The sequence below is a fragment of the Sinomonas terrae genome (assembly GCF_022539255.1).
Taxonomy (GTDB): Bacteria; Actinomycetota; Actinomycetes; order Actinomycetales; family Micrococcaceae; genus Sinomonas; species Sinomonas terrae.
Window position 1 is genome coordinate 1,136,618 of record NZ_JAKZBV010000001.1, and the last position, 26,948, is coordinate 1,163,565.

The window sequence follows — 26,948 nt, forward strand, 5'->3', positions numbered from 1 at the left end:
CTCAGAGAGCGAGGGGACCGGGCCGGAAATCCACGAGCCGTTCGATTTCGTGGGCGATGGCGAGCACTTCGTGATCGTGGAACCGCCGCCCCACCACTTGAATGCCGATCGGCATGCCGTCGTCGCCCAGGCCGACGGGAACAACGGCACTCGGAAGCCCCAGAATGCTGATCGCGCGGCAGCTCGCCCCAAGCTGCGATCGCGGGACTTGCTGGCCGTCAACCTCGACAACGGACGTTCCAATGAGGGGGGCCGTGGCGCTTGCTACGGGCAGGAGCAGTATCTGATGCTCGCCGAGGAAGCGTGTGGCAGCGGCAAACACGGCATCCCTCCGGGCTGTGGCCCGGAGGTTCGCCACGAGCAATTCCGCTCCCGAGACCTTCGCAAGCTTCGCCTCGATGCTGGAGAGGTACTTGAGGATCCCGACGGTGACCTCGACCGGGTGGGGCTGCGACTGTGAGCGACGTATCGCCTCGGCGACCTCGGGCAGTCCTTCGGCATCACGCAGCTCAATAAACAGTCCCGCAGCCTCATCAAGGCGCGGTGGTCTCTGGTTGACGACCGCGCGGACCGTCGAGCCGAGGAGCCGAGCGGCGCGCGAGAGGGCACGGATGACGTCGGAGCGGACAGGAACGGTGCCTTCACCCTCGCACCAGGCAACCGAGATGGCCGCGAGGTCGACCTCCTCGGAACGGCGGAGTGGTACAGGCGCACACGCGGCGTCAATGCCGTCGGGCCCCGCCATAAGACGCACGAGCAGTTCGACGTCCTCGACTCGGCGGGCAAGGGGACCCGGCGTCATGTAACGATGCAGAACGGATGCCGTGTTGGGCGGGGACAGGGGCGCAGCCGTGTCATAGGGCAGAATCCCGGTTCCTGGCAGGAGCCCTACCGTGGGCCTCATGCTTGCAAGCCCGGTACAGTGCGCGGGCCAGCGGATGGACCCGCCGAAATCTGTTCCCAAGCCGAAGGCGGCGAGCCCAGCGGCGACTGCCGCCGCATCCCCACCGCTCGACCCGCCCGGTGTTCGCCCAAGGTCGAAGGGATTGCGCGTGTCCCCGAAGATGAGGTTGCCGGCATGGGTATCGACCGCGAACTCAGAACAGTTGGCTTTGCCGAGCAGGATCGCTCCGGCAGCCAGAACACGGGCGACGACGGGAGCGGTCGCCTCGGGCATGTAGTCCTTGAGGACGGCGGAGCCAGCCGTCGCGGGGTAACCGGCCACGGCGAGCGTGTCCTTCACCGTGAACGGCACCCCATGCAGGGGCCCGAGCTCATCCCCCCGTTCACGTGCGGCATCTGCAGCGGCCGCCTGTTCGAGCGCTTCCCGGCGGATGGCCGCAGCGTCTGGTGCGATGATCGCTCGGATGGCCCCATTGCATTGGTCGACACGGTCCAAATACGCAATGACGGCGTCGACCGCGGTGAGCTCTCCAGCGCGGATCGCGCGGGCGAGCCTGACCGCCCCTGTTTCGAGGACGTTGGGGCTGACGGAGGGGGACTGCATGAGGATCTCTCTTCGTTCCATGGTATTTCTTGCGCTATACACCCGCTGCGGTGCGGCACCCGGAGTGAGCCGAGCGCCGCACTGCTGTTGGGCTGAGCTGCGTTTCCTTAGCGCTGAACCGCCCTGCTGCCGTCCGACCGTTGCGATGAGCTAAGGTTCGCGGACTCCTGGCTGCCGGGCGCCTCGGGCGCCGGTTGGCCGGAAGCTTCGCCTTCGAGGCCGGCGAGGTCGTTGGGCGTGGCAATCTCAAGGCGCTCCACGGCGTCGTCGAGCTCGGAGATCTGTTCGAGCGTCTTGCCCAGAGTCTCCGGGCCGAACCGGACCGCAACGGCCGCGATGAGGTACATCGCGACGACGAGCCCGAAGATGCCGAGCGCTCCGAAGGACTCGAGGACCCGACCGGCAAACGGCGGGATGATCGAGCCGGCGGCGGAGGCGATGAAGACGGAGGCGCCGACTCCGAACGCACGGACGCGGGTCGGGTACATTTCCGGAGCCCAAACCCAGATGAGTGTGTTGAGAACCATCGACATCAACTGGAACAGCGAACCGAAGAGGAGCACCAGACCCAAGTTCGGAGACATGACGAATCCGATCGCCGTAACGACCGCCGCGAGGCATCCGTAGCCGAGGACGATCTTGCGCCGGAGCCTGTGGGCGCCGAAGGAGCCAAGGATCGAGCCGACGAGGCCGCCCACGTTGATGATGAGGGTGAAGCCGAGACTTGTCGCTACCGCGTATCCCTCGTTGACGAGGATGGAGGGCATGAAGATCGTGATCGTGTCCTGGGCACCGAACGCCATGAACGAGACGATCCAGAGGACAGCAGTGCGCCGGCGCAGAGTGCCGCGGAAGATGTCCAGGAGGCGGACCGACTCGGTGCGGGTCACGTGGCCTTCCGGAGTCTGCACGTAGTCGGTGACCTCTCCGCCGTCGTTGCGCAGCCGCCCTCGTGAGAGCAGGCTCAGCACTCGGTTCGCTTCGTGAACCCGGCCGCGGGTGAGGAGGTAGCGAGGGCTCTCGGGCATGTAGCGCCGGTAGACGAAGACCAGCAGGGCGGGGACTGCGAGCACGCCGAGAAGCCAACGCCAACTCGTGTCGGCTCCGCCGAACACGGTGCCTCCGGGAACCAGGATGGCCCATGAGAGCGCGCTCGACAGGAAGATTCCCAAGCCGCCGCCGGCGACCTGGACGATGGCAGTGCATGCGCCGCGGACCTTTGTGGGGACCATCTCCGAGACGATCGTGACGCCGGTGTTGAGCTCGCCGCCGAGCCCGATGCCGACCATGATGCGGCCGATGATGAGGACGGTGTAGTCCGGGGCAAATGCGCAGACGAGGGCGCCCAGAGTGTAGAGGGCAAGGTTGTAGAGGTAGGTGATCTTGCGTCCGAGGAGGTCGCCGGCCATGCCCGCCAGCAGACAGCCGATGGCCACGCCGCCAAAGGTTGCCGTGCTCAGGAGGCCGACCTGGAAGTCTTGCAGTGCCCACACGCGCTTGATGTCTGGCGCCGCGTAGCCGATGTTGAACTGTTCGATCGCGTCGAAGATCGTGCCAATCGCGACCAGCAGGATGATGATCTTCTGGGCCTTGCCCAGGCCGATCTTGTCCATTGCGCTCGCGAGCTGTGAATGTTGCCGCTGGGAAATGGCGGCTTCTTCGGGGGTGAGCTGAGTGCTCAAGGGGTGTCTCCCTTCAGGGGGCAGGCGAAGGGCCTGCGGACACTGGGCGACCGGGCACTTTCTTGCTCGGCTTGTTGCCTGCAAGGACGGTCTTGTGGATGGGTGAGACTCGCGGGTGGGACGGTCGTTCAGCCTGCGAGGTCTTTGGGATCCCTGCTTGGGATCCCAAATTCAAGGTAAATGTGATCCCGGCCACCGTCAAGAGCTTCACGAAAAATGGGATCCCATTCCGGGATCCCAACTCTTGACGGCAGAATCCTCTGCCCCTAGGCTGAATTTGGGATCCCAAACCGAGCGGATCCCGTTGCGCACTTGGTCTGGTGGGAGGGCTCTCCTCCCACGAGCGTCCCCTTGAACTGTCAAGCGAAGGAGGACCCGTGTCCCTTCAAGAAGAAGAATTCGCCCCGCAGGGCACCGACATTGCCGTCGGCTCCCCGCGGCGCACCCGCGTCCGATGGAAGCTCTTCATCCTGCTGCTCGCCCTCGTCACGATCAACTACGTCGACCGCGGCTCCATCTCCGTCGCTCTGCCCATAATCCAAAGGGAGTTCCGTCTCACGCCCGAACTCGTGGGGCTCCTCCTCTCGGCATTCTTCTGGACCTACGCACTCATGCAGGTTCCTGTCGGCTGGCTCATCGACCGTTTCGGCCCCCGAAAGGTTGTCACGGCGTCGTGCTTGGGCTGGGGTGCTGCGACCGCGGCCTCCGGAATGGCCGGCGGCTTCCTCAGCATGTTCATCGCACGGACGGGGATCGGCATCACCGAGGCTGGCGTCATGCCGGCCGGAGGAAAGCTCAACGCCATCTGGATGCATTCCAAAGAACGGGGACGCGGCGCAACTATCCTCGATGCCGGCGCTCCCCTCGGCGCTGGGGTGGGAGGCATCCTTATCACCGGACTCATCGGTGCGTTCGGGGGATGGCGGATGGCGTTCGTCATCGCTGGCATCGTGACGGTCGCCTTGGGTGCTTTCATCTGGTGGTATGTGCGGGACAATCCGCGTCAGCACCGTGCAGTCAATGACGCCGAGGCCGAGTACATCGAGGCGTCCCAGCGCGCCGAGGACGAGGAGGCTCGGGCCCTTGGCGGCACCTCGCGCCGCGGTCTCGCTCCTTACCTCAAGTTCCGCTCGTTCTGGGCCATGTGCTTCGGGTGGCTCGGCTTCAATGGCGTGTTCTACGGGCTGCTCACTTGGGGTCCGCTCTATCTCGCCCAGGCCAAGGGATTCAACCTCAACTCGATCGGCTGGTCGACCTTCGTGATCTTCGGTTCAGGCTTCATCGGCGAGATCCTCGGCGGCGCATTGGCGGACCGCCTTCGCGCAAAGGGCTACGGGACGAACGTCGTAATGCGTTCACTCCTCGGTGCCTCGAGCGTGATCGTCACAGCAGGCCTCGTCGGCGTGACCGTCGTGGGCGATTCGATCACCGCTGTTGCGCTCCTGTCAGTCGTGCTGTTCTTCCTGCGTTGGGTCGGCCTCTTCTGGGCGGTCCCCGCGACCCTGGGCGGACGGACGAACGCAGGCGTCCTCGGCGGTGCCATGAATCTCAGCGGCAACATAGCCGGTTTTGTCACACCGATCGCCGTCGGCTTCATCGTCGGCGCGACCGGCGGATACACGGGGGCACTCCTGTTCTTCGTCGGATCGGCGATCATCATGGGCGCCTCAGTCCTGGCGCTCGACTACAGCCGCAGGCTTCCCGTCTGATCGTGGTCGAATAAAGCCTGGAAGCATCCGCTGCGCCTCGTCGCAGCCCGAATCGAGGGGGAGACCCAGATGGCACAGCCCGCCGAAGAACCGCAGCGCGACCGACCGCTGCGCGAGGTGATCCGCGACACGCTGCGGACCCGGATCTTCGAAGGCCACTATGCCCCCGGAACCCGTCTCATCGAACGGGACCTCGCGGCGGAGTTCAACGTCTCGCGGCTTCCGGTGCGGGAGGCGCTGCGGATGCTCGTCCAGGAGGGGATCCTTGCGGAGAGGGCCTCACGCGGATCCGTCGTCGCGGCGCTGAGCGAGAAGGACGTCGAGGACCTCTTCGACGTCCGGCACTCGCTCGAGGTGCTCGCGTGCCGCCTCGCCGCCCAGCGCGCTACTCCTGAGGATATCGACAGGCTCGAATCCCTCGTGGGCCGGGCCGAGGACGCCCTCGCGAGAGGCAGCATCAACGAAGCCCACCGGCTCAACAGCGAGTTCCACGACGAGGTCACACGGATCGCCGACAACGGCTTCCTCCGCACAGCACTCGAACCATTGCAGGGCCGCATGCACTGGCTGTTCCGTCACGTCACGGACCTGCCGGAGCTCGTGCGCGAACATCGCGAGCTCCTCGCCGCCATAGCGAGCGGGGACCCCGAGCTCGCCGCTGTCCAGTCAACGCATCACATCGACAAATACCGAGAACAGTACCCGGAAACGATCTGAGCTCCGACTCGGTCGAGGCCAGAACTTCCGCCATCCTAGGAACCCCCATGAGACTTCTCGTCGTCAACCCGAACATCAGCTCCGATGTCACGGAACTGATCCGCGCCGAAGCGGAGCGTTCCGCAGCTCCCACCACCGACCTTGTGGTGCGTACCGCCCCCCGCGGCGTCGAGTACATCGAGACGCGTTTCGAATCCCTCCTCGCGGCGGAGGCCGTTGCGGAGGTCATCGCCGAACACCGCGACGAGGTCGACGGCGTGGTCGTCGCCGCATTCGGCGATCCCGGTATGCCGGCGCTCAAGGAACTCGTCGATATCCCCGTCATCGGCATCACCGAAGCCGCCCTCTGCGCGGCGGCCCTCCAGGGCAGTCGTTTCTCGATCATCGCGATTTCGGACCGGATCACCGCTTGGTACCGCGAGTGTGTGGAACACTTCGGATTTGCGGGCCGACTCGCTTCGATCCGTTCCGTCAAGGAGGCATTGCGGGGAATCGGCACGGTTCAAGACGACTTCCGCCCGACTCTCGTCGAGCTGGCCCGGCTTGCGGTCGCCGAGGACGGCGCCGACGTCGTGGTTCTGGCAGGCGCCCCGCTCGCCGGCCTCGCACGCGACGTCGCGTCGGAAATCCCCGTCCCTGTCGTAGACGGCATCGGTGCGGGAATCCGGCTCGCGGAGGCCGTCGTCGGACTTCGCTCGGGCGCGCATCGGGCAGGTTCCTTCGCCGTCCCCCCGCCCAAGCGCCGGGCCGGCCTCGCCAAGGTGATCGACGCGGCCCTGGACGAGCGCCAGCTCGCCGCCCGTCCGGTCGCTGCCCCTTCCGAAGCCACCCCGATGGCAGCTTCGGCCGGATCATCCGCAGCTTCCCTCGAAAGGGGCGATCTCTCATGACAGACCTCGTCATCGCCAACGCCCTCGTCGTGAACTCGTTCGGCACGCGGACGGCCCACGTCGTCGTCGACGCCGGCAAGGTCAGCGCCGTCGTCGACGCGTCAGAAACGGTTCCTGCGGCAGACAGAGTGATCGACGCCGGAGGCCGCGCGGTCATTCCAGGGGGAGTGGACAGCCACTGTCACATCGCTCAGGTCACCGGCCCCTACCGCACTCTCGACGACTTCGCCGTCACATCCACGGCAGCCCTCTGGGGCGGAACGACGACCATCCTCGATTTCGGCATTCCACGCGACCGTTCCGAATCGCCCCTCCACGCGGCGAGGAACAAACTCGCCCTGGCCCGTGAGGCACGCTGTGACGTCGCCCTCCACGGCTCCGTCCTCGACTGGGACGAAACCGTCCCCGGGCAGCTCGAAGAATTGGCTCGCCTCGGCATCCGCTCGGTCAAGATGTACATGACGAACCGCGGGACGACCATGGCCGCGAACGACACCGTCCTCAAGGTCATGAGGGAGATGGTCCGTCTGGACGGGCTCACCTACATCCACGCGGAGCACGATGCCATCACCGTCGCATGCACACAGGAGCACGTCGAGGCCGGTGAGATCGGGATCGAGCACCTCCACGAGACGCGTCCCGAGCTCGCGGAGGAGGCCTCGGTGCGGGAGGTGCTCGCGATGGCCGAGTTCACGGGCGCGCCGGTGTACTTTGTGCACCAGTCCACGCCCGGCGCCGTCGATCTCGTAGCCGAAGCCCGTTCGCGGGGCCTCGCGATCCATTCGGAGACCTGCCCCCACTACCTCGTGCTTGACGACGACGTGTACAGCTCGCGCTTTCCGGAATGGTTCGCGTGCTGCCCACCGATGCGGTCGCCAGAGACGGTTGCTGCGCTGCGCGAGCGCTTCGCGGATGGGTCGATCCACACCGTTTCGAGCGACCACTCCTGCTATGACCTGAGTCAGAAGCGTGAGCATCTGGAGGATATCCGCCAGATGCCACACGGCCTTCCCGGGGTCGAGACCCGAATGCCGGTTGCCTTCACAGCCCTTCTGGAGGCAGCGGATGCACCCGCGTCCTCTGCAGCGTACGACGACGGCGCGTCCCCGTCCGCAGCGCACGGCACGCCTGGGCTGGGGCTGCTTGAGCGGTTCGTGGAGCTGTTCTCGGCGGCACCGGCGAGGATCAACGGGCTGCCCGGCAAGGGCGCCGTTGCCCCGGGCTACGATGCCGACCTCGTGGTCTTCGACCCTGCTGAAGCGAGGACCGTCGAGGGCTCGGCTCTCCACATGGGCACAGACTTCTCGCCCTTCGAAGGCCAGAAGCTGCGCGGCTGGCCCCAGATCGTCGTGGCGGGAGGCCGCGTCGTCCTCGACGAGCACGGCTTCCACGATCCGGGACCAGTCGGCCGCTTCGTGCCGCGCTTGGGCTATCGCGAAGCGTCGGCGCTCCCGGCCCCCGGCCAGCTCCCAGCCGACCGCGACCTTGCCGCGGCAGCTCCATTTGGCGCGGGGGAGGGGAAGTGACCGCCATTCAGACAACACGGCCCACACGGATCGGGATGATCGTCCCGTCCTCCAACACCTGCCTCGAGCCGATGACCTACCGGATCTTGGGCGCTCGTGAGGACGTGACAGTCCACTCGACCCGCATCCCGGTGACCCGAATCGCGCTCGACTCGGGCTCAGACCGTCAGTTCGACGTCGAAGGCATGCGGCGCGCCGCGGAGCTCCTCGCGACCGCGGACGTCGATGTGATCGCTTGGAACGGGACTTCGGGGTCTTGGCTCGGACCGGAACACGACCGGGAGATCGTCGCTGAGATCACGGCCGCCACTGGGATCCCTGCCACAACGTCAACGCTCGCGTACCTCGACGCGTTCGCCCAGTTCGGCACCGAAACCGTGGGTCTCGTGACGCCCTACACCGCGGACGTGAACCTGGAGGTCGTCGCGAGGTACGCCGCCGAGGGCGTGCGCGTGAAGGGGCATCGAGCCCTCGGGCTGAGCGACAACGAGTCGTTCGCCCGCGTTGCACCCGAGGAACTCCTGCCCGGATCGCTCGAACTCGCCGCCGAACGGCCCGACGCCCTCGTGTACCTCTGCACGAATCTCTACGGGGCACCCGTCGTCGCCCGCGTCGAGGAGCAGACCGGGGTGCCCGCGCTCGATTCCGTCGCCGTCACCCTGTGGCGCTGCCTCCAGCTGGCTGGAGCGCCTCTGCTGGATCCGCACTGGGGCAAGCTTCTGGCCTGAGCGGCGACGGGGCTCAGCTCGGCGGCGCGGCTCAGCTCGGCACGCGCGCATATAGGGCGCTCCCTCAGGTGGGGGATGGCAGGGGCCTCGCTCAGAACAGTCCCTCGGGGCGTCCTCGCTCGTCGAGGCCCATCCGCAGCGCGCCGGGGTCCTTCGGAAGACCGGGCATCGTCATGAGGGTACCTGTGACCGCGATGATGAAACCTGCGCCGGTCCGCGCCCGCAGCTCCCGCACATGGACCGTGAACCCTTCGGGCGCGCCGAGCAGCGATGGGTTGTCCGAGAACGAGTACTGCGTCTTCGCCATGCATACGGGCAGCGCGTCCCACCCGTTCTCCCGGATCTGGGCGAGCTGGCGCCGTGCGGCTTCGGAGAATTCCACGTCCGCGCCCCCGTAGACTTCGCGGACGATCGTGCGGACCTTCTCTTCGACTGGCAGTTCGAGGGGGTACAGCTGACGGCAGGCCCCAGGGGCGGCGAGCGCTGCCAGAACCTCCTGCGCCAGGTCGTCGCCGCCGTCGTCCCCGCCGCCTCGGGCCCAGACATCGGCCACGGCCGCCCTCACCCCAGCTTGCCGGCACCAGGCGACGATCGCTGCGAGCTCTTCCTCGGTATCAGTCACGAAGCGGTTCACCGCAACCACCGGTTCGAGCCCGAACTTGCGCACCGTGGCGATGTGCCGCGCCAGATTGGGCAACCCGTCCTCGAGGGCGGCGACGTCCGGCTCGCTGAGCCGGTCGAGGGGGAGACCGCCATGGTGTTTGAGCGCGCGGACGGTCGCGACGAGGACGACGGCGGAGGGCGCCACATCTGCGCACCGCGCCTTGATGTCCACGAACTTCTCCGCGCCGAGATCCGCCCCGAACCCCGCTTCGGTCACGACTACCTCGGCCAGACGGCGCGCCGTCGTCGTCGCGATGACCGAATTGCAGCCGTGGGCGATGTTCGCGAACGGCCCGCCGTGGACGAGGGCGGGGGTCCCCGCGATGGTCTGGACGAGATTCGGCTTGATGGCGTCCTTGAGGAGCATCGCCATGACGCCCTGCGCCCTCAGGTCCGCGACCGTGACGGGGCGGCGGTCGAACGTGTAGCCGATCGTGATCCGGGCGAGGCGCTCCGTGAGGTCCTGAGGCGAGGAAGCAAGGCAGAAGACGGCCATCACTTCGGAGGCCACCGTGATGTCGAAGCCGTCCTGCCGGGGCACCCCTTGAGCCGGACCGCCGAGTCCCACGACGATCTCGCGCAGGCTGCGGTCGTTCATGTCCATGACCCGCCGGAACGTGATCCGCCGCGGGTCGATGCCCAGCTCATTGCCCTGGAAGATGTGGTTGTCGATGAGGGCGCAGAGCGCGTTGTTGGCGGACGTGATCGCGTGGAAGTCGCCGGTGAAATGAAGGTTGATGTCCTCCATGGGCAGGATCTGGGAGCGGCCGCCGCCCGTCGCCCCGCCCTTCATGCCGAGCACAGGGCCGAGGCTGGGCTCCCGGATCGCCACCATGGTGCGCTTCCCCGCGCGGGCGAGGGCGTCGGCGAGCCCGACGGTCAACGTCGACTTGCCCTCGCCAGCGGGCGTCGGCGAGATGGCCGAGACGAGGACCACCTGACCGAGCGCATCCGGCGGAGGGAGCTGGGCGACGTCGATCTTTCCCTTGTAACGGCCGTACGGCTCGATCGCCTCCTCCGGAATCCCGGCTGATGCGGCGATCTCTCCGATGGGGCGGAGGTTGGCGGCCCGCGCGATTTCGAGATCGCTGGGCGTTGCGGCCGTGGCGCTCATGCGCCTCACCCTACCGCGCTGCCCAGTGCGCGGTGAGGCGCCCTGCCCGGCGTGGGGGTGCTAAAGGGAGCTGTCAGGTGGTCACGGGGTGTGCGGTGGCGTGCGCGCGGACTGCCCGTCGGTAGGCCGCCCGGGTCCCTTCCGCGGTCTGCTCCCAGCCGAAGCGCTGGGCATAGATCGACGCCGCGCGGCCCAGGTCCACGCGGGTCGACGGGTCGTCGTAGAGCTGCTCGAGGACGCTGGCCCACTCGACGGGATGGTGGCCCCCCACGAGGAATCCGGTGCGTCCGTCGCACACCGCCTTCGGGAGCCCGCCGACGCGTGCGGCGACGACCGGAGTGCCGCACGCCTGTGCCTCGAGCGCGACGAGCCCGAACGATTCGGAGTAGCTGGGCATGGCCACCACATCAGCGGACCTGAACCACTCCGCGAGCACGCCTGCGGGGACGGGCGGGAGGCGGTGGACGACGCCGTCGAGGCCCTCCTCGTGGGCGAGCGCGTCGAGGTCGAGGCCCAGAGAGCCGCTCGGCGCGCCGATGATGGTCACGGCGAGCGGGATGTCCGGACGACGACGGCGGAGCTCGCCTGCCGCTGCCACGAGTACCTGGGGCCCCTTGAGCCGCTGCAGGCGCCCGGCGAAGAGGATGTGGAACGTGGCCGCAGGCACCCCTGAGGCGACGCGCGAGCGCGAACGGAACGCGGGGCGGAAGACGTCGAGGTCCACCCCCGGGTTGACGATGTCGATCCGGTCCTCGTCGACGTCGTAGTGCCGCACCAGCTCGTCCCGCTCGGCCGCGGTGTTCGCGGTGAGCCATGTCGCGCCGTCGGCGATGAGCTGCTCCCCGCGCTCGCGCCAGGTCGGCTCGGGCAGGTCCCCGGCGGCGAGGTGACGGTTCTTGACCCGCGCCATGGTGTGCATCGTGTGGACGAGCGGAATCTCCCATTCGGCCGCCGCGCGGAGGCCTGCGAGGCCGGACACCCAGTAGTGGCTGTGTACGACGCGTGGGCGCGGAGCGTCCTGCATCCGGCGGAGGAGGCCCTCGGCGAACTCATCCGCGATGGGCGGCATCTGCTCCTTCACGAGCCGGCGGCGCGGGCCGGCCTCGATGTGGTGGACCCTGACGCCGGGGCTGAGGAGCACGGTGTCGGGCTGCAGGGGATCGGTCGCCCGGGTGTAGATGTCGATGCCGAGGCCATCCGCGGCGAGTGCGCGCGCGAGGTGGCTGATGTACACGTTCATGCCCCCCGCATCGCCCGCTCCCGGCTGTTCGAGGGGAGACGTGTGGAGGCTGATCATCGCCACGCGGTCCTGGTGCTGCACGATACAAGGCTACGGTTTCCCTGGCGTTGGGCCGCAGTCGAGTGGCCTCAGCCTTGGGCCGGCAGCCTTGGGCCCGCAGGGCGTTGTGGGCGCCGCCGGTAGACTCGGGGCGTGACTTCCACGCCGGACCCCGCAGTAGAACGCCTTCCCGAACGTGCCGCCGTCGTCGATCTGGAGGCGATCCGGCACAACGTCCGCGTCGTGCGGACCGTCGCGGAGCCGGCGCGCGTCATGGCCGTCGTCAAGGCCGACGCCTACGGCCACGGAGCCGTGCCGGTGGCCCGGGCGGCGCTCGAAGCAGGCGCGGCCTGGCTCGGGGTCGCCCACATCGGTGAGGCGCTCACGCTCCGCGCAGCGGGGATCGACGCGCCGACCCTCGCGTGGCTCCACACACCCGACAGCAACTTCTCGGCGGCAGTGGGCGCCGGCGTCGACCTCGGATGCTCGGGCTGGGAGCTCGGCAGGATCGTGGATGCGGCCCGCGAGCAGCAGCGCCCCGCCCGCGTCCACCTCAAGATCGACACGGGACTCGGCCGAAACGGCGTGACGCCGGACCGTTGGGAGGCCGTGCTCGACGAGGCCACCGACTATCAGGATCAGGGATTGCTCCGCGTCGTCGGCGTCTTCAGCCACCTTGCCGTCGCCGACGAGCCTGACCGGCCCGAGACCGACGTCCAGCTCGACGTCTTCCGCGACGCCGTCGCGCTCGCCGAGGACGCCGGCTGCGACCTCGAGGTGCGCCACATCGCCAATTCGCCCGCGATCTTCTCGCGGCCCGACACCCACTTCGATCTCGTCCGTGCAGGCATCTCCATCTACGGGCTCTCGCCGTTCCCGGACCAGTCGTCCTCTGATCTCGGCCTTCGCCCCGCCATGACGCTGCGCACGCTGGTCTCCCAGTGCAAGCGCGTCCCTGCGGGGCAGGGCGTGAGCTACGGGCTGACGTACCGCACGCCGGGGGAGAGCGCGCTCGGGCTCATCCCGCTCGGCTACGCCGACGGTGTGCCCCGGACGTCCAACGGCGGCCCTGTAAGGATCGGGGACAGGACGTATCGCGTTGTCGGGCGTGTCGCGATGGACCAGCTGGTCGTGGATCTCGGGCCCGACGCCGACGTCGAAGCCCTTGCCGGCGGCGAGGCGGTGCTCTTCGGCACGGGCGACGACGGCGGCCCCACAGCGGACGACTGGGCTCGAGCCGCCGGGACCATCAACTACGAGATCGTGACCCGGATCAGCCCGCGCGTACCCCGCATCCACATCGATTCGGCACAGCACGAGTCCGAGACAGGCTTCGCTCCCGGTGCCGTCGCGACCGTAGCGGGAGGGCCGGCGTGAGCACTGCCAGTCCGCCTTCCGGCGATCCGACCCCAGCCTGGGAACTCCGGGCGAGGCCGACGACGGCGGAGGAGACCCAGGCGCTCGGCGCGGCGCTGGGGAGAGTCCTCGAAGCGGGTGATCTCGTCGTGCTCACGGGCGCGCTCGGCGCGGGGAAGACCACCTTCACCCAGGGCCTCGGCGCGGGCCTCGGCGTGCGCGGCGGGATCATTTCGCCGACCTTCGTGCTGGTGCGCATTCACCCGAACCTGACCGACGGCCCTCGGCCGGGCGGTCCCGACCTCGTGCACGTCGATGCCTACAGGCTCGAGGGGGAGGCCGAGGTAGAGGACCTCGACCTCGAGAACTGGGCGGACACCTCTGTGACCGTTGTCGAGTGGGGCCGCGGGCTCGTCGAGGACCTCGCCGAGTCCTGGCTCGACATCGAGCTCGAGCGGGGCCCGCTGCCCGCCGCTGCTGGCGGGGCAGCGGGGGCGGATCCCGAAGTGGACTTCGACCCCGCGGGCGCCGAGGCGACCGTCGACGAAGAGTACGACGACGACGAGCCGCGCCTCGTCGTCGTGCGTGGTTTCGGGCCGCGCTGGGGCGAGCCGCCAGCCCTGCCTGGCGCCGTCGCAGCCGAGGGGTCGGAGGACGCGCGGTGATCCTCCTCGTCATCGACACGTCTGCTATCGCGTCCGCGGCGATTGTGCGCTGGCACGAGGATGAGGCTCGGGGCGCCGTCCTTGCCCAGTTCGCGACGGAGGACACCAAGTCGCACGCCGAGGTCCTCGCGCCCGGCATCCGTGCGCTGCTCATCGAACAGGAGCTCAAGGGCTCGGACGTCGACAGGATCGTGGTCGGCGTCGGGCCCGGCCCCTTTACGGGACTCCGCTCCGGCATCGCGACGGCGCGGGCCCTCGCCTTCGCGTGGAACACCCCGCTCGCGGGCCTCATGAGCCTCGATGCGATCGCGTGGGACGTCCTCGCGGGAGTCAGGCCGCCGGCCACCGAATTTCTCGTCGCGACGGACGCGCGGCGCCGCGAAGTCTACTGGGCGCGGTATTCCGCGCGCGGCGTCCTCCTCGAAGGGCCTCAGGTCGACTACCCGGATGCGCTCCCGGCGCTGCCCGTGTACGGCGCGGGCGGCGGGATCTACCGGGAGAAGCTCGAGTCGGCCGGCGCCGTCGTCGTCCGGACCTTCGAGAACGCCCAGCCGACGGCCGCGTCGCTGGGGCTCGCCGCCGTCGAACGCTTGGCCCGCGGCGAGGAACTGCTGGACGCGGCGCCGCGCTACCTCCGGGAATCCGATGCGAAGGTTCCTGGGCCGCGGAAGAAGGCGCTCTCATGACCGCGGCGCAGTCGTTGCCCGCCGACGTTGTGCTCCGGGACATGACCGCAGCAGACGTCCCCGCCGTCCACGCGCTCGAGAAGGTCCTGTTCCCCATGGACGCATGGCCCGAGCACATGTTCCGCGACGAACTCTCGCAGCCGGAGACGAGGCGCTACTACGTGGTCGAGGAGCACGGGCCCGACGGCGCGCCGCGGATCGTTGCGTACGCCGGGGTCATGTGTGTGCCGCCGATCGCGGACGTGCAGACCATCGCCGTCGTGCCTGAACGCGAGGGGCAAGGCATCGGCTCGGCCGTGCTCACGGAGCTGATCGCGGAGGCCCGACGGCGCGGCGCGCACGACGTGCTGCTCGAGGTCCGGGCCGACAACCCCAGAGCGCAGGGGCTGTACCGCGGGTTCGGCTTCACCCAGATCCACACGCGCCGGCGCTACTACCGCGACGGCGTCGACGCCCACATCATGCAGCTGCCGCTCGAGCGGCCCGAGGGAGGAGACCAGTGAAGGAGCCACTCGTCCTCGGGATCGAGTCGTCGTGCGACGAGACCGGCGTCGGGATCGTGCGGGGGACGACCCTGCTCGCGAACACCGTCTCAACTTCGATGGACGAGCATGTGCGCTTCGGCGGCGTCATCCCCGAGATCGCGTCCCGTGCGCATCTCGACGCCATGGTGCCCACTCTCACGGAGGCCCTCGCCACGGCCGGCGTGACGCTCGAGGACGTCGACGCGCTCGCGGTCACGTCCGGGCCGGGACTCGCAGGGGCGCTCATGGTGGGGGTGTGCGCCGCGAAGGCGCTCGCCGTGGCCACCGGCAAGCCGCTCTACGCGATCAACCACCTCGTGGCGCACGTGGGCGTGGGGCTCCTCGACGACGGCGTGTACGGCGGGGCGCTGCCCGAGGACCTCGGGGCACTGCTCGTCTCGGGCGGCCACACGGAGATCCTGCGGGTGCGGAACATCGCATCGGACGTCGAGCTTCTCGGGTCGACGATCGACGACGCGGCCGGCGAGGCCTACGACAAGGTGGCCCGGCTCCTCGGGCTCGCATACCCCGGCGGCCCGGCTATAGACCGTCTCGCGAAGGAAGGCGACCCGCGGGCCTTCCGCTTCCCGCGCGGCCTCACCCAGCCCAAGTACATGGGCTCGCCCGAGGCGCCCGGCCCGCACCGCTACGACTGGTCGTTCTCGGGGCTCAAGACCGCAGTGGCGCGGTGCGTCGAGCAGCACGATGCCGCCGGGAAGCCGGTGCCCGTCGCGGACATCGCGGCCTCGTTCCAGGAGGCCGTCGTCGACGTCGTGACGTCGAAGGCGATCCTCGCGTGCCGCGAGCACGGTCTGCGCAACCTCCTGCTCGGCGGGGGAGTGGCCGCCAACTCGCGGCTGCGCGAGCTGACTGCCGAGCGCTGCGCGGCCGCCGGCATCTCCCTCGCCGTGCCGCCGTTCTCGCTCTGCACGGACAACGGAGCGATGGTTGCCGCCCTCGCCGCGCGGGTGATCATGGACGGGCGCTCGCCGAGCGAGCTCTCGTTCGCTCCGGATTCGTCGCTTCCGGTGACGACCGTCTCCGCCTGACGTCGCGCCGTCACCTTTGCGGGGTGTTTTCTCGATGCGCCGTCACCTTTGCGGGGTGGGTTCTCGTTGCGCCGTCACCTCTACCGCGTAGAGCTGACGGCGCAACTGATCACGGCCTCTGATCCCGGCCCCTCCGCCATGCGATGAGGGCCTCGATGACCCCGTAGATCACGCCCGCCACGACGACGAGCACGGCCGCCTGCGCGTGCGAGGTCACGGCGAGAATGATGGCGAGCACCGCGAAAACGAAGAGGAGTCGACCTGGCGAGCGGCGCCGTCGTGCTCGCGGCTCGCTCACGCCGGGTGGCCCTCCCGCATGAGCCGCGCCTCCTCGAGGACGACGGCGCGCAGGTCGCCGCCGTGGGCCTCTGCTGTGCGACGCTGCCGCTGGTACCCGGCGCCGCGCCGGATGATGCCCGCGATGTCGCGGAGCTCCTTCTCGCAGCCGAGATCACTGGCGATAGGCTCAAGGCGATCGAGTGTCTCGGCGAGGTGTTCCGTGACGAGCTGTTCGTGGCCCGCTGCGTCGAGGATGATGATCGCGTCCAGGCCGTACCGGGCGGAGCGCCACTTGTTCTCCTGCACGTGCCAGGGGGGCATGGTCGGGATCGAGCCGCCGCTGTCCAGCGTCCGCGATGCCTCCTCCACAAGGCATTGGGTCAGGGCGCCGATCGCGCCGACCTCCTCTAGGGTCGAGAGGCCGTCGCACACGCGCATCTCGACCGTGCCGAGGCGTGGCACAGGGCGGATATCCCAGCGGATCTCACTGATGACGTCGATCACGCCGGTCGTGAGCATGTCCTGGACGTAGCCCTCGAAACCGGTCCAATCGGAGAACTGGAATGGAAGCCCGGCCGTGGGGAGCTGCTGGAACATGAGCGCGCGCTGCGACGCGTACCCCGTGTCCTCGCCGCCCCAGTATGGGCTCGACGCCGAGAGGGCCTGGAAGTGCGGGAAGTAGTTCACGAGGGCATCGAGGACCGGCATCGCCTTGTCGCCTCGGTCCAGGCCCACGTGGATGTGCACGCCGTAGATGACCATCTGCCTGCCCCACCACTGGGTCCGGTCGATGAGCTTCGCGTAGCGGTCCTTGTCAGTGACCGGCTGGAGGCGCGGTGGGCTGAACGGGTGGCTTCCGGCGGAGAACAGCTCGACGCCGAGCCGATCAGTGACATCGCGGACTGCGTCCATCGTCGTTGCGAGGTCGTCTTTCGCCTCGTGGACCGTGTTGTGGACATCCGTCACGATCTCAACGGTGTTGAGCAGGAGCTCCTGGTGGACCCGCGGGCACTCCGCGTTGAGTTCAGGATGCTCGGCGAAAACGCCCCGCATCACGTCGGGGGCTGCCGAGACAAGCTCGCCTCCGTGCCGGTCCACGAGTGCGAGTTCCCATTCCATCCCGATTGTGGACTGCTTCGAGGGCGCGAAGTCGATGTGCATGGTTCGCCCCCGCTTCTGAGCTCAGGCTCCGGCCGGGCCGCAGCGTCCTTACAGAACGTGCCCAGTCTAGGGCAGTGGCGCTCTCCACCGAGCCACGTCGGGCCCGCGTGACTGAGCCGGTCCTCGTGAGGGCGTCTGAGCCTCTTGTGGGTACTTGGGCCGCTTGGGGGCGTCTGAGCCTCTTAGGTGCCGTTGGCCAGCCGCACATTTGCGGGAGAAGGCGTCGCTTGCGGGGAAAGAGCCCACCTGTCGTGCCCGATCAGCTTCCCTCGTTATCCACATACGGCGGAACGAGGGGGCCAAGCGGGCAGTTCTCTCGGGAGGATGGCGGCATGGATTCCACGACCGCGAGACTCCTCGTGTCCCGACGCTGGCCGGAACGGATGGTCGTCTCTACCCAAGACCTTCAGGATTCGGGCCTTGACGACCGTGTCCTCACCGCTTCCGTCCGCGCTGGAATACTCGAGCGGATCCGCCGAGGAGCGTATGCACGAGCTGACGAGTGGAAGGCCCTCAGTCCTTGGATTCGTGACGACTACCGCATTGATGCACATGCTGCCGGTACCGGCGGCAGGGCCATCTACAGCCATGCTTCTGCGGCGCGTCTCCACGACTTCGCGACGTGGGACGTCGGGCCGGCGGTTCACATCATCGGAAGCACGAACTCCGGGACAAGCCATGCCGCGGATACCGTGGCACACCGCCTGCCGTTGGCGGAGAACGAGACGGTGATCGCTCGAACTCGTGACGGACGCGTTGTCCGCGCGACGAGCCCAGTTCGTACCGTCCTCGACTGCGCGAGAACTCTGACGGTCGAACGCGCCGCGGTCATCGGAGACAGTGCGCTCCGAAAGGGAGTCGCGCTGAGCGAACTTGAAGCCTCGCTTGAAGAATCACCGATCATCCGTGGAACTGCCCGAGCGGCGCGTCTTCTTCGCCTCGTCAACGGCCTGGCTGAGTCCGCAGGCGAGACACGCACTCGATTGCTCCTGGCCAAGTTGGGGATTGAGCCGCCGGAGGTGCAGCTCTGCATCGAGACACACCTTGGTCTCTACCGAGCCGATTTCGGGTGGCGCCGCTACAAACTCATTCTCGAATTCGACGGACGAGGGAAATACTTCGACTACCGGCCGACGGCGGAGGTGCTCCTCCTCGAACGTCGGCGCGAAGCTGCTCTGATGGAGCTCGGATGGCGTTTCATCCGTCTCGTCTGGGCAGACCTGGAACACCCCGAGCTCATTTCCGCGCGGCTCGCGGCAGCTTTCGCCACCGCCGCGTGAGCTCTCCAGCCCGCATATAGGTCCTTGCCCGGCTCATGGGCGCTTGCCTGGCTCATGTGCGCTTGACCCGCTTGGGTGCGCCTGCCCCCGCTTACGTGCGGTCGCCCTGCGGCACTTATGCGGCCCAAGGCGTCAAATGAGGCCTAGGGCGTCAGATGCGGCTACACCCGCTCGAGGATCTCGCGCGTCCGGGCGGTGTCCGGGAGGCAGCCGAAGCCGAGACTTCGGTCGTCGCCCAGCCTGGCGGCCAGAAACGCCTCGGCGACGGACGACGGCGCGTGGCTGACCAGGAGCGCGGCCTCGAGGGCCAACGCGAGCTCCTCCGCGAGGCGCCGAGCCCACGATTGCGCGGCATCGGGTTCGCGCCTCGCGTCCGCCATGAGCGAGAGGGCCCGATTCAGCTGGCGGTCCAGCAGCGGATCGGCTCCGCGCCGGAGTTCGAGTTCGTCCGCGAAGGCCTCGGCGGACTCGGGCTCGCGCGCAAGCGCCCGCAGCACATCCAACGCCACAACATTCCCGGACCCCTCCCAGATCGCCATCACGGGCTGCTCCCGATACCGCATCGCGAGGGGAAAGTCCTCGGTGTAGCCGTTTCCGCCCAGGCATTGAAGAGCCTCGGCGGCGTGCATCGGTCCGCGCTGGCATACCCAGAACTTCGCCACCGCGGTCGCAATCCGGGCGAAGCTGCGCTCGCGCTCGGCGTCATCGGACGGGCTGGGTCCATCGGCGGGCAAAGCCCCCTCGACCCCCTGCCTCGACGTGGCCTCTCGCACCCCAGCCGGCCACGCGACGTCGTCCGCGGCCGCAAGCCGGAGCCCGAGCGCAATGGAGGCCTCGGCCTCGATGGCAAGGTCGGCGAGGACCGCCGCCATGGCCGGCTGGTCTATGAGCAGCTTGCCGAAGGCCCGTCGGTGCCGGGCATGCCACACCGCCTCGGCAACACCCTGCCTCATGCCCGCGGCCGTGCCCAGCACGCAGTCCAAACGGGTCTCGTGCACCATCTCGAGAATCGTCCGGACGCCTCGGCCAGCCTCCCCGATACGCCAGCCGAGTGTCCTCTCGAACTCGACTTCGGCCGACGCATTGGCCCGATTTCCGAGCTTGGACTTGAGCCGCACCAGCCGGAAGGCATTTCGGGTCCCGTCGTCGAGAACTCGTGGGACCAGGAAGCACGAGGGCCCGGTCCGTTCTTGCGCGAGCACGAGGAACGCGTCGCTCATCGGCGCGGAGCAGAACCACTTCTGGCCGGTGATGCGGGCGGTACCGTCACCGGCGTCGAGCGCTCTCGTCGTGTTGGCCCGCACGTCCGAGCCACCCTGTCGTTCGGTCATCGCCATGCCGACCAACGCACCCGGCTTTCCCGCGGCCGGCATGAGACGCGGCTCGTAGCCCGTGCGGTAGAGGAGTGGGAGCCATGAGCGGGCGACGGCGGGCTCTCGGGCGAGCGCGGGCACGGCGGCATGCGTCATGGAGACAGGGCAGGCGTGGCCGGGCTCGGCTTGGGCGAACAGCATGAAGGCAGCTGCCCGCGCCACGTGAGCACCCGCGCGCGGGTCCGCCCACGACGACGTGTGGGCGCCATGCGCGATGGCGTCGCCGAGGATGCGGTGGTAGGCGGGGTGATATTCGACCTCGTCGAGCCGTTCGCCATAGCGGTCGAGGGCGCGGAGCAAGGGAGCGTGGAGATTCGCGAGGCGAGCGTTCTCCTGGAACTCGGCAGAACCAACGAGCCTTCCGATCGAAGCGAGTGCTCCCGCCGCCCACCCGGCGCCGTATCGCCGAACGCCGTCGACTAGGGCGGTGTTCGTCGAGAACTCGTCGATGCCCATTCGGGGAGGCACCTGATTCGCCATCGCGTCCGGCATGCGACCATTGCACACCGCCAGCTGCAGAGGGGCCAGAGGCCGCGCGGCGAGCGTTCTGCGCCCGCGTTCTGCGCCCCGATAGCCTTGGCATCGTGCCGATCCTCAACAAAGACATGACCCTGTGCATCTCGCTCTCGGCGCGCCCGAGCAACAACGGGACGCGGTTCCACAACTTCCTCTACGACGCCCTCGAGCTCAACTGGATCTACAAGGCTTTCGCGCCGACCAACCTCGAACAGGCCATCGCTGGCGTGCGCGGGCTGGGAATCCGAGGATGTGCGATCTCCATGCCCTACAAGGAGAGCGTCATCGCGTTGGTGGACCAGATGGACGCTTCGGCCGCGGCCATCGATTCGGTCAATACGATCGTCAACGACGGCGGAGTCCTCACCGCCTACAACACCGACTACACCGCGATAGCCCAACTCATCGAGTCGAACGGGCTCGACCCCGCGTGGTCGGTGCTTCTCCGCGGTTCGGGCGGCATGGCGAAGGCGACGGCGGCTGCGTTCCGCGACGCAGGTTTCCGCGATGTGACGGTCGTAGCACGGAATGAGGAGACCGGCCAGGCGCTCGCCAGCCTCTACGGATTCCGCTGGAAGGCCGAGCTCGAGGATTCAAACGCGGACGTCCTCGTCAACGTGACTCCCATCGGCATGGCTGGCAGCCCCGACGTCGAATCCTTGGCCTTCCCGGAACCGGCCATCGCGGGTGCCCAAGCGGTCTTCGACGTCGTTGCGGTTCCTGCGGTGACCCCGCTCGTGAAGGCGGGAAGCGCCGCGGGCAAGAAGGTGATCAGCGGCGCCGAGGTCATGACTATCCAAGCGCTCGAACAGTTCGTCCTCTACACGGGGATCCGCCCGACGGAGGCGCAAGTGCGCGCGGCGGAGGAGTTCATGCGGGAGCCCTGAGGGAATCCCGTTCCCTCCGAATCGATCTCGTTGGGTGAACCAACCTCGTTGCGCCGTCACCTTCGCAGGGTGCAACACCCTGCGAAGGTGACGGCGCAACGGTGGGGCGTGGAAGCTCACCAAGCTCAGACGGGCTCGACGACGGCGGCCACCCGATCGTCTCCGATCCGGGTGAGCACGAGCGTGGCTCGCCGGTGGGGCTTCTTCTTGGGCCCCTTCCCCTGGCCGAGGAACAGGAGCTTCCGCAGTTCCTCCGGCGTCACGGAGGTGCCGCGTTTCTTGATGTCGAGCGCCGTGATGCCTTCGTCCCGGACCCACTGCCGCAATGCCCGCACGTTGTACGGCCGCACGTCGAGCACGCGATAGGCCTTCGCGAACGGGGTGGCAACGAGGTTGGGGGCACAGATGTACGCGATGTGGGGGTCCACGAGATGGCCGCCCAGGCGGTCCGCGAGTTCGGCGACGAGCCCAGCCCGGATCACGGCGCCGTCGGGCTCGTAGAGAAACCCTTCGAGCGGGCCCACTTCGGCCCGCACCCCGCCGCCGAAGTCCGTCTCGGCGACGAGCTCGGATGCGGTCTGCCCTGCGAGGACAAGCGCCGCGCGGCGGACGCTCGGCCGCTTGAGCGCATTGAAGTAGAGGCCCACTTCGGCGACCTCGCCGTCGGTAGAGACCCACTGCGCCTCGCACCCCTCCGGCACTGAGGAGTGCGGCAGGCCGGGCCCTAGCTTGACGCCCACCGGCCGGCCCGCATCCGCGAGCTCGGAGACGAAGCTCAGCGGGGGAGAGAACTGCTGGGGGTCCCACAGGCGCGTGGTGCCGGACGTCGTCGTCGTTCGACGCGCGGGATCCAGCCAGACGCCTTCGATCCCCTCGAGCGGGACCGTTTGCGCGTCCTCGTGGACGACGCGGACGTTGGGAAACGGCATGAGGTTGATCGTCGCGCACGCGGCGGTCGTCTCATCGAGTTCGACGGCGGTGACGTCGAGGTCGAGCGATGCCATCGCCATGGCATCGGCACCCAGCCCGCACCCGAGGTCCGCGACGCTGCGTACGTCGGCGTCGACGAAGCGCCGCGCGTGGCGGGCCGCGATGCTCAGGCGCGTAGCCTGCTCGAGGCCGGCGCGTGTGAACAGCATGTGGCGGGAGAACTCGCCGAACTTCGCCTCTGCCTTGACCCTCAGCCGAGCCTGGCTCAAGACGGCCGAGACAAGCTCGGGTGCGTGGCCGGCCTTGCGGAGCCGAGCGGTGATCGCGAGTGCGTCCTCTTCCCGATACGGGCCGAGCGAGTTGAGGAGGGCCCAGCCTTCCGAGGTCAGCAGTGGCGCGAGCTGCTCGGCGGCGTGGGGGTCCTGAGCCATGGATCAAGCCTAGTTCACCCTCCACGGGTCCGAGCTGAGAGCAGCTGTTCCGGATATGGTGGAGGTATGGAGACGACGCCTGCTGACGCTTCGCCCGCCGCCAACCACCGGGGACTCTCCCGTTTTGTCCGACCTTTGCTCATCCTCGGCATCGTTCTGGCCGCGGTGTCTGCGATCCTCCTCTTCATCGTCCTCGGCCTCGACGCGTTCACTGCCACCGTCTACTCGGTAGGCGGCAAGAGCATCAACGACGCGACCCCGGAGGCAGAGGCCCTCCGCGACCAGTACCTCGGCGCGAAGATCGCCGCGATCGTCGGCCTCGTGATCGGGGGCATCCTCCTGATCGGCTCGCTCATCGTGATGTACGTCAACCGCGGGCGCTCGAATGGCGACGACGGCGACGACCTGAGCTTCGAGGATCTCGCGGGCGAATAGACAGACACGCGGGGTGTTGGACTGGCACTCGCCTTGACCGAGTGCCAGCCGCTCAATAGAGTCAGCGGTAGCACTCGACCTGTGCGAGTGCTAACTGTCCAGGCACGCTCCCGGCACCCGCGACGACGGTTGCATGCCCGGCTCCCATTTCTGTGACCCGTTCATGAAAAGGAGAGATCCGTGTCGGTCTCCATCAAGCCTCTCGAGGACCGTATTGTCGTCAAGCCGCTCGAGGCGGAGCAGACCACTGCTTCGGGCCTCGTGATCCCGGACACCGCCAAGGAGAAGCCGCAGGAGGGCGAAGTTGTCGCCGTCGGCCCCGGCCGTGTCGATGACAACGGCAACCGCGTCCCCGTCGACGTGACGGTCGGCGACGTCGTCCTCTACTCGAAGTACGGCGGAACCGAGGTCAAGACGGGCGGCTCCGAGTACCTCGTGCTCTCGGCCCGCGACGTCCTCGCGATCGTCGTCAAGTAGTCCCAGCCGAGCAGGACTTCAACGTCAGCACCCCGGTCATGCGGCCGGGGTGCTGCCCTTGAACCCAAGGAGAAGCGAATGGCAAAGCAGCTCGCATTCAACCAAGACGCCCGCAAGGCCCTCGAGGCCGGCGTCGACAAGCTCGCCGACACCGTCAAGGTGACCCTCGGCCCGCGCGGCCGCAACGTCGTCCTCGACAAGAAGTGGGGCGCGCCGACCATCACCAACGATGGCGTGACGATCGCCCGTGAGGTCGAGCTCGAGGACCCGTACGAGAACCTCGGTGCACAGCTCGCCAAGGAAGTTGCGACCAAGACGAACGACGTCGCCGGCGACGGCACGACGACGGCGACCGTCCTCGCGCAGGCGCTCGTCAAGGAGGGCCTCCGCAACGTGGCCGCCGGCGCGGCGCCGGGCGAGATCAAGCGCGGCATCGAGGCGGCCGTCGAGGCCGTCGTCACGCGCCTCGGCGAGAACGCCCGCGAGGTCTCCGGCCAGCACGTCGCCAACGTCGCCGCAATCTCGGCACAGTCCGATGAGATCGGCGAGCTCCTCGCCGAGGCGTTCGCGAAGGTCGGCCAGGACGGCGTCATCACGATCGAGGAAGCCTCGACGACGCAGACCGAGCTCGTCCTCACCGAGGGCATGCAGTTCGACAAGGGCTACCTCTCGCCGTACTTCGTGACCGACGCGGAGCGCCAGGAGGCCGTCCTCGAGGACGCGCTCATCCTTATCCACCAGGGCAAGATCTCCTCGCTGCAGGACTTCCTCCCGCTCCTCGAGAAGACCCTTCAGGCGTCCAAGCCGCTGTTCATCATCGCAGAGGACGTCGAGGGCGAGGCCCTGTCAACGCTCATCGTCAACAAGATCCGTGGCACCCTGAACGCCGTCGCGGTCAAGGCCCCCGGCTTCGGCGACCGCCGCAAGGCCATGCTCCAGGACATCGCGACCCTCACGGGCGCCCAGGTCATCTCCCCCGAGGTCGGCCTGAGCCTCGACCAGGTGGGCCTCGAGCAGCTGGGCACCGCGCGTCGCATCACCGTGACGAAGGACACGACGACGATCGTCGACGGCGCCGGCTCGGCCGAGGACGTCGCGGCTCGCGTTGCGCAGCTCCGGGCTGAGCTCACGCGCACCGATTCCGACTGGGACCGCGAGAAGCTCCAGGAGCGCCTCGCGAAGCTCGCGGGCGGCATCGGGGTCATCAAGGTCGGTGCCGCGACCGAGGTGGAGCTCAAGGAGAAGAAGCACCGCATCGAGGATGCCGTGTCTTCGACTCGTGCCGCCCTCGAGGAAGGCATCGTGGCGGGCGGCGGCTCCGCCCTCGTCCACGCCGTTCGCGTCCTCGACGAGAACGAGGCGATCAAGGGCCTCTCGGGCGACACCGCCGTCGGCGTCAACATCGTGCGCCGCGCGCTGATCCAGCCCCTGCGCTGGATCGCGCACAACGCGGGCTTCGACGGCCACGTCGTGGCGGCACGCGTTGCAGAGGCAGAGGTGAACAACGGCTTCAACGCGAAGACCGGCGAGTACGAGGACCTCATCGCGGCCGGTGTCATCGACCCGGTCAAGGTGACCCGTTCTGCCCTGCGCAACGCGGCTTCGATCGCGGCGCTCGTGCTCACGACCGAGACGCTCGTCGCGGACAAGCCGGCCGAGGACGACCACGCGGGCCACAACCACTAAGGCACGCTGGCAGCCGTTCGCCGCCTGATTCAACGAGGGCCGCCCCATTCCGGGGCGGCCCTCGTGTGAATCTTCTATGTCTGTCAAGCTGCTGTTGTGACCGGGTGTTGGTGGAGTGCGTTGAGTGTGCGGTAGAGGTGTCGGGCGAGGTAGCGCTTGAGGCAGCGGCGGATCTCGCGTGGGGTCTTTCCCTCTGCGGTGCGCCGCTCGGCGTAGGCCCGCGTGTCGGGGTCGTGGGCCATTCTGGTGATGATCGCCATGTGAAGCGCGCGGTTGAGGCGCCTGTCGCCTCCCCGGTTGAGCCGGTGCCGGACAGTGTTCCCTGACGATGCTGGGATGGGGCTGACGCCGGCGAGGGCGGCGAAGGCGGCCTCGGAGCGGACCCGGCCGAGGTGGGACCAGACAATGTAGGCCACTGCGGCGGTGACTGGCCCGATGCCGGTCTCCTCCAGCAGCGCTGCCGCTGGGCTGGCCCGGAGCAGTTCTGTGATGCGTCCTTGGTTCTGCTTGAGCTCCGTATGGAGGGCGGTGATGCGCTTGGCCAGCCGGACGGCCTCGGTGCGTGCGGTGGCCGTGGCGATGTCTTCCGCCCGTGCCCGCCACCCGGCGGTCTCGGTGATCTGGGTGCCCGAGAGCGGGCGGCGGGCGTCGAGGCCGAGGTCCACGGTCCGGACCAGGGCGGTGAGGGCGTTGACCTTGGCCGTGCGCTCGAGCGTCATCTGCTCGCGGGCCGCGACGAGCACCCTAAGGGCTGCGCGCGCGCCGTCGTCCTGGCGTGGGATGCGCAGGCGGTCCTCATCAAGCGGGAGGGCGGCCGCGGCGATCGCTGCCGCATCGAGCGGGTCAGACTTGCCCGTGGTGGTCCGTGAGCGCATATAGCCCCTCGGGGCCTCCACGACTTCGAAGCCGGCGTCTGTGACGGCCCCGCTGAGCTGGGCTCCGTAGCTGCCCGTCCCCTCGATCACCCACAGCGTGTCCGCGTCGCCGCCGGTCCGGCGGGCTGCCCAGTCCATGGCCCGGCGCATGCCCGCGGCCGTGGCGGGGAACTGCTGGCAGCCGAGCTGCTCCCCGGTCGCCGCGCGGAGCACCGCGAGGGTGTGGGTGCGGGCGTGGGTGTCCACGCCGATGACGAACGGGCGGGACTGTGCGACAGTGGTCATCGCGGCCACGGGTTTCCTTCCTCTTGACGGGCAGATGCTTCGGGCCGCGTCGCGGCCGGCGTCGGCCCGGGTGAAGGTCACTCCGAGGCATTACTGTGATGGGCCACAGCCCAGGGCTGGGCAGTCTTCTGATCAAGCCATTCGGTGTGGGCCGGGCGGCGCCGGCTGCCAACCCCCGGACTGGACAATTCACTAGGAAGGGCCCACGGGGGGCCAGCGTTTGATTGAGTCACAGCCC

The 26,948-nt window shown here is 68.4% G+C and carries 24 protein-coding genes; 15 read left to right on the forward strand and 9 right to left on the reverse strand.

Features of this window, described 5'->3' with window-relative positions; genetic code table 11:
• Position 1: 1 nt before the first annotated feature.
• A complete protein-coding gene (locus tag L0M17_RS05280; RefSeq protein WP_241052464.1) occupies positions 2 to 1,528 on the reverse strand; it encodes an amidase in 1,527 nt (508 codons plus the stop codon).
• Positions 1,529 to 1,614: 86 nt separating this feature from the next.
• On the reverse strand, positions 1,615 to 3,189 hold the full coding sequence (locus L0M17_RS05285; protein WP_241052466.1) for an MFS transporter: 1,575 nt from the start codon (positions 3,187 to 3,189) through the stop codon (positions 1,615 to 1,617).
• A gap of 377 nt (positions 3,190 to 3,566) precedes the next feature.
• Between L0M17_RS05285 and L0M17_RS05290 the strand changes: the two genes are divergently transcribed.
• The 5 genes from L0M17_RS05290 (at position 3,567) to L0M17_RS05310 (ending at position 8,759) form a co-directional block, all read left to right on the forward strand.
• Positions 3,567 to 4,898 carry an MFS transporter gene (locus L0M17_RS05290; protein ID WP_241052473.1) on the forward strand — a complete coding sequence of 444 codons (1,332 nt, stop codon included), beginning with the start codon at positions 3,567 to 3,569 and terminating at the stop codon, positions 4,896 to 4,898.
• A gap of 69 nt (positions 4,899 to 4,967) precedes the next feature.
• Positions 4,968 to 5,615, forward strand: a complete 648-nt coding sequence (locus tag L0M17_RS05295; protein ID WP_241052480.1) for a GntR family transcriptional regulator — start codon at positions 4,968 to 4,970, stop codon at positions 5,613 to 5,615.
• A gap of 47 nt (positions 5,616 to 5,662) precedes the next feature.
• The gene (locus L0M17_RS05300; protein WP_241052482.1) at positions 5,663 to 6,505 is read left to right on the forward strand and encodes an aspartate/glutamate racemase family protein; all 843 of its coding nucleotides are present in this window, start codon (positions 5,663 to 5,665) and stop codon (positions 6,503 to 6,505) included.
• Complete coding sequence (locus L0M17_RS05305) at positions 6,502 to 8,031, forward strand: amidohydrolase family protein (protein ID WP_241052484.1); 1,530 nt, start codon at positions 6,502 to 6,504, stop codon at positions 8,029 to 8,031. The genes L0M17_RS05300 and L0M17_RS05305 overlap by 4 nt, the downstream gene beginning before the upstream one ends.
• Positions 8,028 to 8,759 carry a maleate cis-trans isomerase family protein gene (locus tag L0M17_RS05310; RefSeq protein ID WP_241052486.1) on the forward strand — a complete coding sequence of 244 codons (732 nt, stop codon included), beginning with the start codon at positions 8,028 to 8,030 and terminating at the stop codon, positions 8,757 to 8,759. Before L0M17_RS05305 ends, L0M17_RS05310 begins: the two co-directional genes overlap by 4 nt.
• 91 nt (positions 8,760 to 8,850) lie before the next feature.
• Here the strand turns inward: L0M17_RS05310 and L0M17_RS05315 are convergent, their stop codons facing one another.
• Together L0M17_RS05315 and mshA are read right to left on the reverse strand one after the other, a co-directional pair.
• On the reverse strand, positions 8,851 to 10,536 hold the full coding sequence (locus L0M17_RS05315) for a formate--tetrahydrofolate ligase (RefSeq protein WP_241052488.1): 1,686 nt from the start codon (positions 10,534 to 10,536) through the stop codon (positions 8,851 to 8,853).
• 73 nt (positions 10,537 to 10,609) lie between these two features.
• Entirely contained in the window at positions 10,610 to 11,833 is a 1,224-nt protein-coding gene (mshA, locus tag L0M17_RS05320) for a D-inositol-3-phosphate glycosyltransferase (RefSeq protein WP_241056314.1), read from the reverse strand.
• Positions 11,834 to 11,968: 135 nt separating this feature from the next.
• On the opposite strand from mshA, the gene alr reads away from it, so the two are divergent.
• The 5 genes from alr to tsaD are packed head-to-tail and all read left to right on the forward strand — an operon-like array spanning position 11,969 to position 16,095.
• Positions 11,969 to 13,192, forward strand: coding sequence for an alanine racemase (gene alr, locus L0M17_RS05325; protein WP_241052490.1), 1,224 nt, complete (start codon positions 11,969 to 11,971; stop codon positions 13,190 to 13,192).
• Entirely contained in the window at positions 13,189 to 13,836 is a 648-nt protein-coding gene (gene tsaE, locus L0M17_RS05330; RefSeq protein ID WP_241052511.1) for a tRNA (adenosine(37)-N6)-threonylcarbamoyltransferase complex ATPase subunit type 1 TsaE, read from the forward strand. The genes alr and tsaE overlap by 4 nt, the downstream gene beginning before the upstream one ends.
• Positions 13,833 to 14,522 (forward strand): tRNA (adenosine(37)-N6)-threonylcarbamoyltransferase complex dimerization subunit type 1 TsaB, encoded by a 690-nt coding sequence (tsaB, locus tag L0M17_RS05335; RefSeq protein ID WP_241052514.1) that lies wholly within the window; start codon positions 13,833 to 13,835, stop codon positions 14,520 to 14,522. Before tsaE ends, tsaB begins: the two co-directional genes overlap by 4 nt.
• Positions 14,519 to 15,025: a ribosomal protein S18-alanine N-acetyltransferase gene (rimI, locus tag L0M17_RS05340; RefSeq protein WP_241052516.1), complete on the forward strand. Its 507-nt coding sequence runs from the start codon at positions 14,519 to 14,521 to the stop codon at positions 15,023 to 15,025. Before tsaB ends, rimI begins: the two co-directional genes overlap by 4 nt.
• Positions 15,022 to 16,095: a tRNA (adenosine(37)-N6)-threonylcarbamoyltransferase complex transferase subunit TsaD gene (tsaD, locus tag L0M17_RS05345; RefSeq protein ID WP_241052530.1), complete on the forward strand. Its 1,074-nt coding sequence runs from the start codon at positions 15,022 to 15,024 to the stop codon at positions 16,093 to 16,095. Before rimI ends, tsaD begins: the two co-directional genes overlap by 4 nt.
• Positions 16,096 to 16,204: 109 nt before the next feature.
• Here tsaD and L0M17_RS05350 read toward each other — a convergent pair whose 3' ends face one another.
• Both L0M17_RS05350 and L0M17_RS05355 read right to left on the reverse strand, forming a co-directional pair.
• Positions 16,205 to 16,393, reverse strand: a complete 189-nt coding sequence (locus L0M17_RS05350; protein ID WP_241052533.1) for a hypothetical protein — start codon at positions 16,391 to 16,393, stop codon at positions 16,205 to 16,207.
• Positions 16,390 to 17,535 (reverse strand): glutamate--cysteine ligase, encoded by a 1,146-nt coding sequence (locus L0M17_RS05355; protein WP_241052540.1) that lies wholly within the window; start codon positions 17,533 to 17,535, stop codon positions 16,390 to 16,392. Before L0M17_RS05355 ends, L0M17_RS05350 begins: the two co-directional genes overlap by 4 nt.
• Positions 17,536 to 17,867: 332 nt before the next feature.
• On the opposite strand from L0M17_RS05355, the gene L0M17_RS05360 reads away from it, so the two are divergent.
• Positions 17,868 to 18,815, forward strand: a complete 948-nt coding sequence (locus L0M17_RS05360; protein ID WP_241052542.1) for a hypothetical protein — start codon at positions 17,868 to 17,870, stop codon at positions 18,813 to 18,815.
• A gap of 161 nt (positions 18,816 to 18,976) precedes the next feature.
• Here the strand turns inward: L0M17_RS05360 and L0M17_RS05365 are convergent, their stop codons facing one another.
• Positions 18,977 to 20,680, reverse strand: a complete 1,704-nt coding sequence (locus L0M17_RS05365; protein WP_241052549.1) for an acyl-CoA dehydrogenase family protein — start codon at positions 20,678 to 20,680, stop codon at positions 18,977 to 18,979.
• 92 nt (positions 20,681 to 20,772) lie between these two features.
• Here L0M17_RS05365 and L0M17_RS05370 point away from each other — a divergent pair, with 92 nt between their 5' ends.
• Entirely contained in the window at positions 20,773 to 21,591 is an 819-nt protein-coding gene (locus L0M17_RS05370) for a shikimate 5-dehydrogenase (protein ID WP_308196814.1), read from the forward strand.
• A 125-nt stretch (positions 21,592 to 21,716) separates the two neighbouring features.
• Here the strand turns inward: L0M17_RS05370 and L0M17_RS05375 are convergent, their stop codons facing one another.
• The gene (locus tag L0M17_RS05375) at positions 21,717 to 22,952 is read right to left on the reverse strand and encodes a class I SAM-dependent methyltransferase (RefSeq protein ID WP_241052553.1); all 1,236 of its coding nucleotides are present in this window, start codon (positions 22,950 to 22,952) and stop codon (positions 21,717 to 21,719) included.
• Positions 22,953 to 23,018: 66 nt separating this feature from the next.
• On the opposite strand from L0M17_RS05375, the gene L0M17_RS05380 reads away from it, so the two are divergent.
• From L0M17_RS05380 to groL, 3 genes are all read left to right on the forward strand, one after another.
• Positions 23,019 to 23,387 (forward strand): hypothetical protein, encoded by a 369-nt coding sequence (locus L0M17_RS05380; protein ID WP_241052555.1) that lies wholly within the window; start codon positions 23,019 to 23,021, stop codon positions 23,385 to 23,387.
• A 180-nt stretch (positions 23,388 to 23,567) separates the two neighbouring features.
• Positions 23,568 to 23,864 (forward strand): co-chaperone GroES, encoded by a 297-nt coding sequence (groES, locus tag L0M17_RS05385; RefSeq protein WP_043120020.1) that lies wholly within the window; start codon positions 23,568 to 23,570, stop codon positions 23,862 to 23,864.
• A gap of 78 nt (positions 23,865 to 23,942) precedes the next feature.
• Entirely contained in the window at positions 23,943 to 25,550 is a 1,608-nt protein-coding gene (gene groL, locus L0M17_RS05390; RefSeq protein WP_241052557.1) for a chaperonin GroEL, read from the forward strand.
• A gap of 83 nt (positions 25,551 to 25,633) precedes the next feature.
• Here the strand turns inward: groL and L0M17_RS05395 are convergent, their stop codons facing one another.
• On the reverse strand, positions 25,634 to 26,710 hold the full coding sequence (locus tag L0M17_RS05395) for an IS110 family RNA-guided transposase (protein WP_241052565.1): 1,077 nt from the start codon (positions 26,708 to 26,710) through the stop codon (positions 25,634 to 25,636).
• Positions 26,711 to 26,948: the final 238 nt, after the last annotated feature.